The sequence below is a fragment of the Neorhizobium turbinariae genome (assembly GCF_023223505.1).
Taxonomy (GTDB): domain Bacteria; phylum Pseudomonadota; class Alphaproteobacteria; order Rhizobiales; family Rhizobiaceae; genus Neorhizobium; species Neorhizobium turbinariae.
The window spans coordinates 191,037-205,965 of sequence record NZ_JALPRY010000007.1 but is presented as its reverse complement, the minus strand read 5'-3'; the positions used below and the strand labels follow the sequence as shown (position 1 = coordinate 205,965).

The 14,929-nt window shown below is 60.2% G+C and carries 12 protein-coding genes; 4 read left to right on the top strand and 8 right to left on the bottom strand.

Going from position 1 to position 14,929, the window contains the following annotated elements; all coding sequences use genetic code 11:
* Nucleotides 1-30: 30 nt before the first annotated feature.
* The 6 genes from M0654_RS06045 to M0654_RS06020 form a co-directional block, all read right to left on the bottom strand.
* On the bottom strand, nt 31-1,455 hold the full coding sequence (locus M0654_RS06045; protein WP_248682374.1) for an aspartate aminotransferase family protein: 1,425 nt from the start codon (nt 1,453-1,455) through the stop codon (nt 31-33).
* Nucleotides 1,456-1,504: 49 nt separating this feature from the next.
* Nucleotides 1,505-2,515, bottom strand: coding sequence for an NAD-dependent epimerase/dehydratase family protein (locus M0654_RS06040; protein WP_248682261.1), 1,011 nt, complete (start codon nt 2,513-2,515; stop codon nt 1,505-1,507).
* Between the two features lie 47 nt (nt 2,516-2,562).
* Nucleotides 2,563-2,979 carry an EamA family transporter gene (locus M0654_RS06035; RefSeq protein WP_248682260.1) on the bottom strand — a complete coding sequence of 139 codons (417 nt, stop codon included), beginning with the start codon at nt 2,977-2,979 and terminating at the stop codon, nt 2,563-2,565.
* A complete protein-coding gene (locus tag M0654_RS06030) occupies nt 2,976-4,340 on the bottom strand; it encodes an FAD-binding oxidoreductase (RefSeq protein WP_248682259.1) in 1,365 nt (454 codons plus the stop codon). Before M0654_RS06030 ends, M0654_RS06035 begins: the two co-directional genes overlap by 4 nt.
* Nucleotides 4,340-5,779: a UbiA family prenyltransferase gene (locus M0654_RS06025; protein ID WP_248682258.1), complete on the bottom strand. Its 1,440-nt coding sequence runs from the start codon at nt 5,777-5,779 to the stop codon at nt 4,340-4,342. Before M0654_RS06025 ends, M0654_RS06030 begins: the two co-directional genes overlap by 1 nt.
* 293 nt (nt 5,780-6,072) lie before the next feature.
* Entirely contained in the window at nt 6,073-7,131 is a 1,059-nt protein-coding gene (locus M0654_RS06020; protein WP_248682257.1) for an endo-1,4-beta-xylanase, read from the bottom strand.
* Nucleotides 7,132-7,307: 176 nt separating this feature from the next.
* Between M0654_RS06020 and M0654_RS06015 the strand changes: the two genes are divergently transcribed.
* Nucleotides 7,308-8,642 (top strand): O-antigen ligase family protein, encoded by a 1,335-nt coding sequence (locus M0654_RS06015; protein WP_248682256.1) that lies wholly within the window; start codon nt 7,308-7,310, stop codon nt 8,640-8,642.
* An 81-nt stretch (nt 8,643-8,723) separates the two neighbouring features.
* The gene (locus M0654_RS06010; protein WP_248682255.1) at nt 8,724-9,707 is read left to right on the top strand and encodes a glycosyltransferase family 2 protein; all 984 of its coding nucleotides are present in this window, start codon (nt 8,724-8,726) and stop codon (nt 9,705-9,707) included.
* Between the two features lie 11 nt (nt 9,708-9,718).
* Here M0654_RS06010 and M0654_RS06005 read toward each other — a convergent pair whose 3' ends face one another.
* On the bottom strand, nt 9,719-11,032 hold the full coding sequence (locus tag M0654_RS06005; protein WP_390919707.1) for a lipopolysaccharide biosynthesis protein: 1,314 nt from the start codon (nt 11,030-11,032) through the stop codon (nt 9,719-9,721).
* Nucleotides 11,033-11,229: 197 nt separating this feature from the next.
* Here M0654_RS06005 and M0654_RS06000 point away from each other — a divergent pair, with 197 nt between their 5' ends.
* Nucleotides 11,230-12,108, top strand: coding sequence for a DUF6492 family protein (locus tag M0654_RS06000; RefSeq protein ID WP_248682253.1), 879 nt, complete (start codon nt 11,230-11,232; stop codon nt 12,106-12,108).
* 15 nt (nt 12,109-12,123) lie between these two features.
* Here M0654_RS06000 and M0654_RS05995 read toward each other — a convergent pair whose 3' ends face one another.
* Nucleotides 12,124-13,191, bottom strand: a complete 1,068-nt coding sequence (locus tag M0654_RS05995) for a glycosyltransferase family 1 protein (protein ID WP_248682252.1) — start codon at nt 13,189-13,191, stop codon at nt 12,124-12,126.
* Nucleotides 13,192-13,375: 184 nt separating this feature from the next.
* Here M0654_RS05995 and M0654_RS05990 point away from each other — a divergent pair, with 184 nt between their 5' ends.
* Entirely contained in the window at nt 13,376-14,926 is a 1,551-nt protein-coding gene (locus M0654_RS05990; RefSeq protein ID WP_248682251.1) for a GumC family protein, read from the top strand.
* The last annotated feature ends 3 nt before the right edge of the window (nt 14,927-14,929 follow it).

The window sequence follows — 14,929 nt, the reverse complement described above, 5'->3', positions numbered from 1 at the left end:
CGGAGCTCGCCCGCCGCTTCGTCTGCGATCCTACTTCACCTGTGCAGCAATGAAATCCTTGACGATTTTGACGATGCCGCGCGCCATCACTTCATCGAGCGCCTTGATGAAAGCGTCCACATGCTGCCGTTCGCAGATCAGCGGCGGCTCCAGCCGGATGACGTTGCGGTTGTACTCAGTGAAGGCGACGAGAACACCGTGATCGCGCAGCAGATGGCTGCCGATGAAGCCGGGGAGCGAGCCCTTCAGCTTGTCGTCGAGCATGCCGATCAGCGGGCGCAGCACCATCGGCATTGCCTGCGAAAAATCATGGAATTCAAGGCCGACCATCATGCCTTGCCCACGCACTTCCTTCAGCAGGCTCGGATACCGCGCCTGCAGCTCCTTCAACCGCTCCAGAAGGTAGCCGCCGACCTCAGCTGAGTTATCGATCAGGTTCTCGTCGTAGAGCGTGTTGATCGCCTCGATGGCCGTAACGCAAGCCTCGCCGATGCCGCCGAAGGTTGCCATGGCATGGATCATCGCTGTCTTCGGAGAGCCATAGGCCTTCATGTAGACGTCGCGTTTGGCGATCATCGCGCCGACGGCGGACTTGCCGCCGCCCAGAGACTTGGCGAGAGCCGTCACATCCGGAACCACGCCATAATGCTCGAAGGCGTAGAACTTGCCGGTACGGCCAAAGCCGCATTGTACCTCGTCGGCCACCCACAACACGCCGTACTGATCGCAAAGCTGGCGCAGGCGTTGCCAGAATGCAGCATCCGCCTGAATGATCCCGCCGCCCCCTTGCACCGTCTCGAGCACGATCGTGCCAATCTCAGGGTCGGTGCGAAAGGCATGCTCAATCGCAGCAATGTCGCCAAATGGGACCCGCACGGTGTGGTCGACCAGCTTGAAGTCGCCGCGGTAAAGGGCACCATCGGTTATTGAAAGTACGCCCTTGGTTTTGCCGTGGAAGGAGTTTTCGGCATAGACGATCTTCGGCCGCTTCGGGCCGGCTGCACGTTCGGCCACTTTCACGGCCGCCTCCATCGCCTCGGATCCGGAAGAGCCGAGGAAGACCATGTCCAGGTCGCCCGGTGAACAGGCAGCAAGGTTATGCGCAAGCGCCGTCGCGTATTGCGACATGAAGGCGATCGCAATCTCCTGGCGATGTTCCTCCTGGAACTTGCGCCGGGCGGCGAGAATCCGCGGATGGTTGTGGCCAAGCGCCAGCGACCCGAACCCTCCGAAGAAGTCGAGGATCGCGCGGCCATTCTGGTCATAGTAGTACATGCCCTCGGCACGCTCGATCTTCACCTTGTGGAAGCCGAGAAGCTTCATGAAGTGAAGCTGGCCGGGGTTGAGATGACGCAGGAAGAGCTCCGTCATCCGCGATACGTCAAGCGCCTTCGCCTCCTCCACGGACAGGAGTGCAGGCTTGGGCGTCGAAGCGCGCGGCGCTTCGGCGGGCATGTCGTCCTGGTCTTCGATCACTTGCGCTAGAATGGCCATGGGGTTTTCCTCAAGCAGCTTTCGGCTCTGCGACTTTGGCGTCAACGCCGCGTTCCAGGCCCTTCCGGTATTCGGTATAGGCCGCGATCAGCATGTCCTCGTCCCGGTAGCGTGGCACCCAGCCGAGTTCGCGCTCGCCCTTCGAGACATCGAGCACGCACATTTCATCCGCGATGAGATACTGTTCGGGATCCATCAGCGGCATGTTCATGAGGTCGAGGAGGTCGAGCGTCCGCTTCACCAGCCAGGCGGGCGTCGGGAGCAGGATCGACCGAGAACCCGCGTGCTTGACGAGGCCGCCGAGCAGTTTGCGCACCGGCGGAGGGTTCAGGGAGCCTAGATTGTAGACTTCATTGGGAACGCCGGCGTTGAAGGCGGCGTGCGCCGCCGAGGCGCAATCGAACACCGAGATGAACTGGTACGGGTTCTTGCCGGCACCGATCATCGGAACCGGCAGGTTGTGGTCGATCAGCTTGAAGAGCTTTGCCAGGATGCCGAGGCGTCCTGGGCCGATGATGAGACGCGGCCTGAACAGCGTGATGTTCATTCCGCGCTCGCGCCATTCGGCGGCAAGCTCCTCCGTCTTCAGCTTCGAGAGGCCGTATTCGCCCAAAGGCGCGCAAGGGTGCTCCTCCGTCTGCGGCCAGACATAGGTATGACCATAGACCATGTCGGTCGTGAAATGCACGAGCGACTTTGCGTCGACGCGCGCCATCGCCTTGATGATGTTCTCCGTCCCGTAGTAGTTCACGGGAAAGAAGAAATCGTGCCGCTTTGACCTCACCTGGATCGGCGAAAGCATCTTGGCTGACAGGTTGTAGACCATGTCGTCGGCGCGCAGGCCAAGCCGCTCGATCGAGTTGGCGTCGGTGACATCCACCTGCTCGAACCGAACGTCGCGGTAATGCGGCAGGTCGCTCTTGACGATGTCCGCGACGATAACCTCGTGGCCTTCTGCGGCGAGACGCGGCGCCAGGTGGCGCCCGACAAATCCGTCTCCCCCAAAGATGATATGTCTCATGTCCCGGATCCTCGTGGTTCTATCGTTTCATTCGTTCTACGTCGGCGCTAGGAGCTGAGCTGCTCCACGGCAGCAATGTCGTCCTCGGCCGGCTTGTGCCCGCTCTGCGCGATCAGCACTGTGCCGACGCAGATGAAGGCAATTCCGGCGATCTTCAGTGCCCCCAACTCCTCCTTGAACAGCAGCCAAGCAAAGAAGGCGACAGCGACATAAGCGAGGCTGAGGAAGGGGTAGGCGTAGGAAAGATCGACCTTGCTCAGCACGTAGAGGTGCGAGGCCATTGAGATGACAAAGGTGCTCAAGCCGAGGAAGACCCAAGGGTTGAAGACGATCTGGAATATCCGCTGGATGGCGGTTTCCGCCGAAAAGCTGATTGGCCCAAGCGTCATCATGCCATGCTTCAGGAGCAGTTGGGCCGCGGCATTCGTCAGCACCGTAAACAGGATGAACGGAATGTACTTCATGCATGTCCTCGTGCGTATTGAGCCATGGGGGCGGCAGCGTCTGCTCCGAGCGCCAGTGCAGTCCGGCGCCAGAAATCGGAAACAAAGGCCGGATCCCGCAACCGCTCCAATTGCCGCCATTCCGGGAAACCTGCCTCGAAGGCGGCAGGGCTCATCCTCTGGTCCTTGTAAGGGTTGATCCGTCCGCCGGCATCCACCGTCATCCGGTCCAGCCTATCGAGCAGGCGAAGTGTCGCCTCGCCTTGGTTGGGGAAATCCATCGTCAGCGTGTAACCCGGCTGCGGGAACGACATCAGGCCCGGTGACCGCACGTGGCCGAACCGCTTCAGCACCGTGAGGAACGATGCGTGGCCCGCGTCACGGCTTGCCGCAAGCATGGCGGGAATGACCGACCGTGCAGCATCGGACGGGATGATGCATTGATGCTGGTACAAGCCTGCCGGACCATAGAGTCTGTTCCAGTGCTCGATGCTGTCAAGCGGGTAGAAAAAGCTCTGGTAGTTGGTCAGATGCGGTGCCGTCTTGCGTTTGTTCACGTTGAAGTAGGCGCTGTTGAACAGGCCCAGAGTCGTCCGGTTGAGCGCGGAGAACGGCAGATCAAACGGGACGCGGAGCGGCAGGCGCGAACGCTTAGCGCTGAAATTCCCGTTATCGGCGTGGTTGCCGGTCATCAGTACCCCACGGCCTTCAAACCGCCCCGTCGCCAGTTGGTCCACCCACGCTACCGCGAACTCGTTCTCCTCGTCCGCCGCTTCCGCCAGATCGAAATATTCGCTAAGGTTTGCGAACGGCGTGACGCGTTGCTCGATGTCGAGCGAACTGACCTTGGTGAGCTTCAGGCGCAGCCGCAGGATGACGCCGGTCAGACCCATACCACCGATTGTCGCCGCGTATAGATGCGGGTTCTGCGTCACGGTGCAGTGATGGGTTTTCCCGTCGGAGCGCAGCAGCTCGAAGCTCTCGACATGGCAGCCGAACGTGCCGCGCTTGTGGTGGTTCTTGCCATGCACGTCGTTGGCAACCGCGCCGCCGAGAGTGACGAAACGGGTGCCGGGCGTGACCGGCGCGAAGAAACCATACGGCGCCGCATATTCGATCAGCTCGGCGAGTGTGACACCTGCATCCGCATCAACAATGCCTGTTGTCGGGTCAAAGGCGTGAATCTGCGCCCCTCGCTGCATCGCGATGAGCGAACCGGCATCGTTATGGCAACTGTCGCCATAGGATCGTCCATTACCGAAGGCGAGTAGCCCGGCTGGTTCGCATCGGCCGACGCGAAGGGCTTCCATCGCCGAGTTTGGATCGACCCCACGCCGTTTATGCCGTCTTATGCGCCCGAAGCTTTCAAAGGTTCCGGACATCAGAACACGCTCGCCAGTGTGAACAGCACGACTCCGGTACCGATGAAGAGCTGGCTGCGCCAGTCGGTGGCGATAAAGACGACGGGGTCGTCATACATTTCCCGGCGGTGGGCCAAGATCCAGATACGCACGTTGATGTAGAGCACCATCGGGACAAGCGGCCAGATCAGCCACGGGTCGCTGTAGAGCCCCTGAATCTCGTCCGACTGGATGTAGAGCGACAGGACGAGCACGGCCGCGAAGGCGGCGGCAACGCCGCTCTGGCCGACGATATCCATGTCCTCGGCGCGATAGCCGCGCCCGACAATGCGGTCTTTTTCTTCAACCTTCGTGCCCTGAAGCTCGACGTATCGCTTTACCAATGCAAGCGACAGAAAGAAGAACAGACCGAAGGCCAGCAGCCAGAAGGAAAGCGGCAGGCCGGTTGCCATCTTGCCGCCGATCAGGCGCAGGCTGTAGAGCCCCGCCAGGCAGATCACGTCGATCAGCAGCATGCGCTTGAGCGCGAGCGAATAGGCTGTCGTGGCCACGAGATAGATGCCGATGACGAGCGCAAACTGGACCGGCAGGAAGAGGCAGATCACCGCCGTCAGCGCCAGCAGCGAGGCGGAAACCGTCAGGCCGAACGGGATCGACAGCAATCCCGCCGCGAAAGGCCGGTTTCGTTTTGTCGGGTGCTGTCGATCGAGCGGCAGGTCGAGGATGTCGTTCAGGATGTAGATGGCGGACGCCGACAGCGAGAAGGCGATCGTTCCCAAGGTCGCAGCCAGGAACACGGATGGATTGGTGATGTCGTGGGAAAGAACCGCGGGCGCGAACACCAGCAGGTTCTTGAGCCACTGATGCACCCGAAGCATCTTCAGGTAGGTCTTGATCTTCGGCCGTCCGTATTCAAAACGCACGGACGAGTGCGTCTTAGCGTAGCGATCTGCGGCAGCATCCGGTGCGACGACGATTGCACTGCGGGCCGCCTTGAACACGGCGAGATCCGCCCGGTCATTGCCCGCGTAGTCAAACCCGCCTTCGCCATAAAGCTCCGAAAGCAGCTTCGCCTTGCGGTGGGCCGCAAGGTTGTTCGTGCCATCCGTGTGGTAGACGCCGCTGAAGATACCGAGATGCGCCGCGACAGCTCGCGCGAACGGCTCGGCCGCCGCGGTGACGAGGATAACCTCCCTGCCCCGCGCAACCTCGCGCCGCAGGAATGAGACGAGGTCCTGGCGATAAGGCAAGGTCGTTGCATCGAGCGTCACGCGCTTGGCGATCTCGGACTTCAGATGCGCCTTGCCGGACATCAACCAGATGGGCAGAAGGAACAGGTACAGCGCGTTCTGCTTCAGGAGCATGAAGATGCTTTCCCAAAGCAGGTCCGTCGAAATCAGCGTGCCGTCAAGGTCAACTGCCAGCGGCACATCGATGAGTTGCTGTACCCTCAGGTTCATCCCGGTACGTCCCCTTCAGCAACGTCAGACTGTTGGTCGGCAGGTGCATTTCTGCGTCTGCTCGACCGAGGCCGCGTTGCTTGGCTTTGGCACCAATTGTATTTGCTGGGCAAACATGCCCCGGCGCCTTTAAGTGGAAACTACGTTGCCGGGGTGAACCAGAGAGTTAACATCAGCTGCCGGAGCCCCGGAAAAGCAGATCAGGGTTTAGAAGGTCCTGCCGACCTTTGTTAATGGCAGGTTACGGCCAGTCTGCGGTGTGCCACCTTGGGCCAGTTGCTGGTATGCCCTTCTCAGCCAGTCGTCCGCGTGAACCGCTCGATCACCTCCATCATCGCTTTGGGCCGGTAGTTGCGGTCAAGCGGCAGAGGTCGGTTGTGGCGCCCGTCTTCGCGGGTGAAATACATCGGCACCCAGGTATGTCTGTCCGATATACCCCAGGTGACAATGGCGGTCGGTCGAGCCGCATCAAAAATGGCGCCCAGGAAGTCTTCAACACGCGATGCGACGATCGTGTCGCGCTCCTGCTGGTCTGGCGGCAGAAGGTTGTCGGTGACGTCGAGCTCCGTCACCAGGACATCGAGCCCCATCGCTTTCACCTGCGAGACGAATTCTGAAAGCGCGTGCTTGTCGATCTCCAACTCGCCCCGAAGATGGCCTTGCAGCCCCACGGCATGCACCGGCACGTCCCTATCTCGAAGATCGCGCACGATCCTCAGCAACGCTTCGCGCCGCCGCTTGTACTGTTCGCCAACGCACTCGATGTCATATTCGTTGATGACCAGTTGTACCTGGTCGTCGCTTGCATGGGCGCGACGAAACGCGGTCGCCAGATAATCCTTGCCCAGGTTCTCCAGCCAAACGTTGGGCCGCAGATAGTCTGAAGCGGTCGGCTCATCCGCTACGGCCTCGTTGACGACATCCCAACTCGGGATCCGGCCACGGTACCGGCCGACGACAGTCTCGATGTGGCGGCTCATTTCGCTGTTCGCCTGGTTTGCCCCTTTGATCGCCAGCGCCCATTCCGGCATGGCGGCGTACCAGACAAGCGTGTGACCACGCATCTTCATCCCGTTCTGTTCGGCGAAGTTGATCAGTTTGTCGCCGTCATAGAAGTCGAACCTGTCGGGCGTCGGGTGAATGCTCTCCCACTTCATGCTACCCTCGGCGACAATCAGTTGGCAGTGATCGATCAGCGCCTTGCGGTAGTTGTAATCATCAACGAGAACATCGCCGCGCACGGCGGCACCATACGGTATAGTCAGAGTGGGAGCTGCGTTTGCGGTCGCGGCGGGGAGGGCGACCTGCGCCGCAACGGCCAGGCTGCCCTGGATGAACTCACGTCTGCGCATATTTCCATCCCTCCTCGCCAAGCTTGGGGAGAATGTCGCATATCGACACCGCAGGCAAAAATACTAATGGGAAGTTACGTTAATACGCCTTCGGTAGCCTCAAGCTTCACTGGCATTTAACCGTTCTCGTGTTCCTGTTGGCTGATCGCGCTGCCAGCCAGATGGAGCAGGACTTCTTGACCGTTCATGAGCCGGAACAGGCAAGCTTCGACAGCTTGAACGCGGGCAGGATATCCAGCGCCGCGCCCTGGAGCCTCGGCGCCGTCATCGCGCTTTTCGTATTCGGTTATTTCTGGATCGGCCTTGAGCCTTTTGCGACGCCTGGCGCCGAACGCGCGGCAACTTCAGGCGGAGATTTTCTCAACCAGACGGTCGTCATCCTGATGTTTACGGTCGCGGTGGCGACTGTCGCGCGGGATGAAAACCGGAAAGCGCTCTTCCTACCACACGGGCTTCTGCTGCTCATCCTGTGCTGGTTTTCGCTCGTTTCGATGTTCGCGGTTGACCCAGCCACGGCATTCCGCCGGATCGCCTATGCGGTTCTGGTTTGTGGATGCGCGAGCGCCGCGATCCTGTTGCCCCGCAGTCGCGAGGAATTCGACAAGGTGCTCGCGACCGCTGTTATCCTTGTTCTCGGCCTTTGTTATTTCGCGGTCTTCATCGTGCCATCGATCGGAATCCACCAGAGTAGCGAGGTGGAAGCCGCGCTCGCCGGGGACTGGCGAGGCATTTTTGGTCACAAGAACATGACCGCTGCCGCCATGGCGCTCGCAGTGATGTTCGGCCTTTACCTGCGCAAAACCAGCTACTCGAAGGTCGGCACGATGGCCGCCGCGCTGGCAACGGTCTTCCTCTTGCTGACACGAGGAAAGACCGCAACGGCAATGCTTCCGCTCGTGTTATTCATGGTCTGGATATTTGAGCGCTCTAAGCTGTTGGGCATGGTTATCCTGCTGGGATCGATCGTGGTACTCAACGTCGTCCTGATCGGGCTCCCGCGTTTCGAGGGCGTCCGGCAGTTGCTGGCAAGCGCTGGCATCGACATCACGTTCACCGGGCGTGACGCGATCTGGGCCTATGCACTGGACCGCATCGGAGATCGTCCTTGGACGGGTTATGGCTTCCAGTCGTTCTGGGGAAGCAAGATCGTCAGCAAAACATCGACCGAGTCCTGGGCTTATCTCGCTGCGCATTCCCACAATTCGTTTCTCGAACTTCTTCTCGGTGGTGGGCTCCTGGGCTGCCTGCTGGTCGTGGTTTGGCTCATCGTGCTGCCGATCCGCGATGCCGGCACCGCCTTTGAAAGCAACAACGACACGGCCTTAACCCGGCTGTTCCTGAGGATCTGGATCTTCTGCGTCCTCCTCGGGTCGCTTGAAAGCGTATTCTTCATCAACTCCGGACCGACATGGTTCACCATGCTGGTAGCCGTGTTCGGACTCAGGCTGCAGGCAAGCGCCACCCTGCGCAGCGCAGACGAAGCGGATCGAAACCACGCGTTAACGCACTGACGGACATCAAATTGCGCCGATAAACGGCTTCTCGTAAGACGGTAGGAACAGATGGTCGTCCATTGGCGATGAGAGGCGAAATTGACCGACAGCAATGCCTCGATTGAAGTCACGGTTTGCATCCCGACCTTTCGGCGGCCTGAGGGCCTGCGCAAGACCCTGCAGTCCCTGATCCTGCAGCAAACGGACTTGCCGTTCGCGATCGTTGTCGTTGAAAACGATGCCACCAATCCTGTCGGATCGCAGGTTGCCCGGGAAATTTTGGGCTCCGCTGCCCTGCCGCATCACGTGGTCGTGGAGCCTAGCCAGGGGAATTGCCACGCCATCAACCGGGCATTCTCCGAGGCAAGAGAAAACCACCCAACCGCCGACTATTTCCTGATGATCGATGACGACGAGGTGGCAGACCCGCATTGGCTTGAGGCGATGGTCAGCACCGCGCGCCGAACCGGAGCCGATATCGTCGGCGGCCCTGTTGTCCGTCAGTTCGAGGTGCCGGTGCCACATGCGGTTAGCGCCCATGCCCTCTATGGCCATATAGATGGGCCAAGCCGGCAGGTGCCTGCCATCCATGGAACCGGGAACTGCCTTATCCGCCGCAAGGTCTTCGAGACGCTCGACCCTTCCCTCTTCGACGTGAGGTTCAACTTCCTCGGCGGCGGCGACATGGATTTCTTCAGGCGCTGCAGGGAAATGGGCTTTACCTTCTGGTGGTGCCAGGAAGCGCTGATTTACGAAACCGTTGCCGCGGATCGCGCGTCGCCATCCTGGCTGATGCGGCGGTCTGTCCGAACCGGAAGCATCAACTATGTGATTGACCGGAAACGTTCGCAGTCGCCGGTCAAGCTGACCGCGCTTCAGTTGAAAAACGTCATCTCGCTTGGTCTCAGCATTCCGCGGGCGATCGCCATTCTCTTCAAGACGAAAGCGCTGCTGCCGGCGACCCATCCCATCCTGATGTCCTTTGGACGCATCACCGCGAGCCTTGGCTTCCTGCCAACTCCCTATGAAGCAAGCGCTATTCCTGCGGCTGACGCGCGTATCGCTACATCATCGCAAACCTGACGCGCACCAATCTAAGCGGCCTTCGTATCAGTAGTGCTTTCGGCAGGGTCTACTTTTAATGATCCACCGGCGACTGAAGCACTGGCCGCCTGCGTCAGCGCATGCCAGGCCAAAACGGCGATGATGATCTCGAGCAAGTAGGTTACGACGATCATCCCGCTCAAACCAATCAGGAAGGCTGCGGCAGCGACAAGCGCGGTGCCGATCAGGTTCGAGAGGTTGACGATCCGGGCACGGATCCTCTGCAGCCCGGCGGCGCCGAGTGCTTCGAAAGCAGCGGCAGCGACGGCAACCGGTACGACCGTCCAGCACATCAGTTGGGCAAGAAGCGGCAGCGATATATATTCCGCGCCGAACAGGAGCGGAAGAAATGAAGAAATTGCCCAGACAAAGAAGGCTGCCGTGATGGCGATCCCGCCGGTGACGCTCAGCATGCGCTTTGCATGCGCACAAACCCTGCCCACGCCATTGAGCGCTGCAGCGGCATAACCGGGGTAAAGGATGCGGTTGAGAGCATCGACGGACATATAGGACGCTTCCGTCATGCGCCGCGCGATCGAATAACTACCGACGAGCTCCGAGCCGGCGACCGCGCTCAGCACCAGGATATCCGCATTGTTGCGGCCTGCCTTGAAGAAAAACTGGCTCGCGAACATGACGCCGATCGACAGCTCTTCCCGAAGGAGACCGAACCGTGGCCGACCGAGACGTTGAATGGCGGCCAACGAAAGAACCGCCGCCACCGCATGAGCGGCGAAATTCCAGACGGCCCACTCTGCGACTGTCGTGATGTTGACGACCAGGCAAGCAACGGCCGCCGCTGCCATCCGGAGGCCAGCGAAGATGAATTCGATCCGGTTCGCGACCGCAAACCTGCCATGGGCAATATAGCTGTTCGTGGCCAGCCACACGATCTTCAGGAGGATGATGTTGGTGAAGAGAATGAGCGCTGTGGCAAGAAGTGTTATCCCGAGATCGGCGGAAATCGGAAACATCCACGGGATCAGGATCATGCCGATCACGAACAGCGCCGCGCCAGTCGTGAGGTTCAGAATGTGCACGTGGCCCAGCAGTCGAGGATAACAGCTACGGTCCTGTGCGACCCGCCGGACGAGCGCTTCCTGTGAGCCGAGCCCACAGATCTGGACGCCAAGATTGGTCAACGCCGTGATGGTCGCGTTCAGTGCGAACTGTTCGTGGCCCAGATGCCGCGCCAACAGCGCAAAGGTGAAGAGGACAGCAAGGCTTGATGCGAGCAGCGCGCTGCTCGACCCCAGATAGGAGCTGACCGGCCCGATGAGCCGCCTGAAATCGCGCTTGGGCATCAACTTCACGCGAGCATCTCCATAGCTCCTGCCGACAATCAGTGCTGGCCAGCCGAGTTCATCCCGGCGTTGTCCGGATACGCCTTAGCGTTTCCGAAATGAGACTGCCATCACTATGGCCAAGCGCGATTAACGGACCATTAGGAACACGGTGTGCAATTTAGAGGCTTGCGAAGATCGGGAGGCGTGTCAGGGTAATGGGCGTAGCGGTCAGCCTGATCACGCCGACCTATAGCGGTGACCTTGAGTCCTGCCGCCTTTTGTGTGACTCGATCGATGCCTTCGCGACGGGATATGACAAGCACTACCTCGTCGTGGCGGATGCCGACCTTCCTCTCTTTCAGTCGTTCCGGAGCCCGAAGCGCGACGTCCTTCCTGACTCGGTGCTGCTGCCCCGCGCCTTGCATCCCCTCCCCACATTCCTGAAGTGGAAGAACCGCCAATATTATTTGGTGTCTGGTGCCAGCCTTCCCGTTTATGGCTGGCATATCCAGCAATTGCGCAAGATCGCGATGACCCTTTCGCAACCGTGCCCGCGTGTGATCTGCATCGACTCTGACAATTGTTTCGTCAGGCCGTTTGACGCTGCAAAGGCTGCGGGCGGCCCTCGCTCTCCGCTCTACCTGGACCGGGGCGCCATCACCTCAAAGCTCCCCAACCATGTTCTATGGCAGAAGAACGCCTATCATATGCTTGGAAGGCAGGAACCGCCGCTGCCGGGCGACGATTACATCGGCCAGATGATTGTGTGGGATCGTGAGAGCCTGCAGCAGATTGTCGATAGGCTGGAGAGCGTGACCAAGCGCGCATGGTGGAAGGCGCTATGCAGGGTGAGGCATTTTTCCGAATACATTCTTTATGGGGTGGGGGTGATGACGCAGGCGAGCCTGCGAGAACGTCATGAACTCGTCGAACACAGCATGTGCGCCACCTATTGGAGCGGCCCATCACTCGATACTGACGGCATCCGAAACCTCATAGCCGAGCTCCACGAAACCCAATACGCAATCGCCATCCAGTCCCACACCGCGACCTCGCCTGAGGCCATCCGAGAAGCCGTTTTTGGCGGAAGCTGATCGCTCCGTCTCTCGTTATCGCTGCTGCATCTTGCCCAGCGTCTCGATGATTGTGTGCCAGAGACGCCTTATTTCCTTCTCCACCTCCACTTGCGGCGGGCGTTTGGCGGCTGCAGTTTTCACCGCCCCGGCCATGGCTGTCGGATCAGCGTGATAGGGTGCCAAAACAACGTTCCCGTTCTCGATCAGGCTGGTGAAAAGGCTGTGGTGCGCGAGCGCAAGCTCATCCTTCGGTGCGTTGACGACCACCGCCCGTCCCGTCAGCGCGGCCGCAAGCACGCTGCCGCGCCGTGCGGTCAACCCCTCGATGAAGCGATAACAGAACACGTCGATCTCGCGGCACGCCGCGAAGACCTCTTCGTCCGTCGCGAGATAGCCAGTCACCACCACACGCCCGTCGAGGCCACGAGCCTCCACCTCCCGGTAAAAGTCTTGCTCCACGTCGTCCATGCCCTTGATGAAGGAGCCCACAAAGGCGACGCCGACATCGTGACCGGTATCGATGAGCACGCGCGCGATGGACAGGAGCTCTGCGCAGTTTTTCTTCGAATAGATCGAGCCGAACTGGCCGATGATGATGCGACCGGGCTTTCGCAGTGAACGGATCGCAGCACGTGCTTCGGCGGGGCCATCAGAGTTGCCGGGAACCACGTTCGGCGGAATGGGTATGACGGCTGTCTGCTGCTTCAATCCCCGGGAGACAGCGCTATCGCGCCATTCTCGCTCGATCTCGGGAGCCGAAAACAACAGCTGATCCGCTACCCTGACAACCGGCCATATGATCAGGCGTCGCTTCCAATCGAGATTCGTCCACTCGTGGAGGACGACCGCCACCTTCTTGCCCCACAGCTTCGCCAGCGTCGCGGCAAGCATCGGCTCGAGCAGCCGTTTCTTCCATGCGACAATCGGAAAGTTGAAGACAATGCAATCACAGTCGCGAAGGCGTTGCCTGAATGTGGGAAGGTCGAAGCTTAGAGGCGCCATCTGCGCCGACCCACCCAGATGCTCCGCCAGGTTTCGCGTGAACGCCTCGACGCCACAGAGGGTCTCGGCGTCTGATGTGAGAACCAGATAGCGCGTCATGGTAAACGGTCCCGTCCGCTGGCGTTAATCTTCGCTACGGAAGCCGAAAATCCTTAATCTTTGGGTGATGAGAAGGGGAAAGTTCAAACTATTTTCCCATCGGGGACGCCGCGTGGGCGGATGCTTAACCCAATCTTAGCGCCGATGGCATTTCATCTGGTGTTTGAGAAGCTCAGGGCACCCGATGTACACCTTGAAGAAAGCGCGTCACGGTAAGGAAGTCCAATCGGACCGAGCGTCCGACGCCTCAAGCTATTCAAGCGTGTCGCGCAGGCATGGCTACCGGCCCGGCTACACCTCCTTGCTGTCCTATCCCGCGGACGAGGCGGAGCTTAGACGACCGGCACTGGCGGACGTTCCCGAGAGGGAAATCACGGCGCCGGTTTCGCGAGGCGCGCCGTCCTGGCAGGATATTTCCGGTGAAATGGTCATCCAATGGCTCTGGCGCGGACGCGTGCTGATTGGCGTATTCCTGCTCATTGGGGCGCTTGCCGGCATCGTCTTCGGCCAGGTCGCGACGCGCAAATATACAGTCAATGCCCAGATCTTCGTCGACCCCAGCCACCTGAAGGTGATGGCCGAGGATCTCTTCGCGCAGAACAGCCAGCTCGACGCGCAGCTCTACGACGTGGAAAGCAAGCTGCGAATCCTGACCTCATCCAACGTTCTCAACAGTGTCATTCAGACCTTGAAGCTCGATGAGGATCCCGAATTTGCCGGCGATGCTGCAGGCGACGCGTCGTTACGCCAGTTGGAAGCCTTGCGGACGCTGGAGCAGCATGTCGGTGCAAACCGCGAAGAAGGATCCTTCATCGTCAACCTGAGCGTCTGGAGCGAGAAGGCACCCAAGGCCCTCCGGATTGCCAATACGATCGTGGAAACATTCCGGGAGGAATTGATAAAGGCGCAGGCCGGCGAGGCAGGCCGCACAGCAACCGAGCTCTTCGCGCGCCTCGATACGCTGAAGGAGGAAGTGGCCAAGGCCGACGAAGCGGTGCAGCGCTTCCGCCGCGAGAACAACATCCTGTCGAGCTCTGGCGAACTTGTGAGCACGCTGGTGGCGAACCAGACAAATACGCAACTGGTGGAGGCGCAGGCGCGCGTAATCCGGGCCCGCAGCCGTTACCAGGAGCTCTCCACCGGCAACATGGAAAGCCGCCTCGATAGCGCATCCATCGAGTCACAGACGATGACGGCGCTTCGTACCCAATATTCCGCGGTCAAGCGGGAGCTTGATGCGCAGGCAGCCGTCTTTGGCGCCCGCCATCCACGGCTTGCGACGATGCGGCCGCAGCTTGAAGCAATCCAGGCGCAGATCAACGCCGAACAAAGGCGGCTGCTGGAAGCGGCGAAATCGGAGCTCGCCCAGGCCGAAGCCTCGCTGATGGCGCAGCAGAGCCAAGTGGATGCGATGAAGTCTGTCGTGTTTGAGGACAACGAGGCGCTTGTCCAGCTCCGTCAGTTGGAGCGCGAGTTCCAGTCCAAGTCTTCCGTTTATGACGCCTTCATGGGCCGCGCACGCGAGATTGCCGAGCGCCAGCAAATCAGCACGACGAATATCCGGATCATCTCGCCGCCCGCGATCCCCAAGACGCACAGCTTTCCACCGCGCAACCTCTACCTGCTGATAGGCGGGGCTGTCGCTGGTGCCATCATCGGCTGTGCTGCAGCCGTTGGCTGGGGCTTGTGGGGGTTCGGGCGTCGGCGCACCGAAAGCATGTCCTACGCCAGATAACCG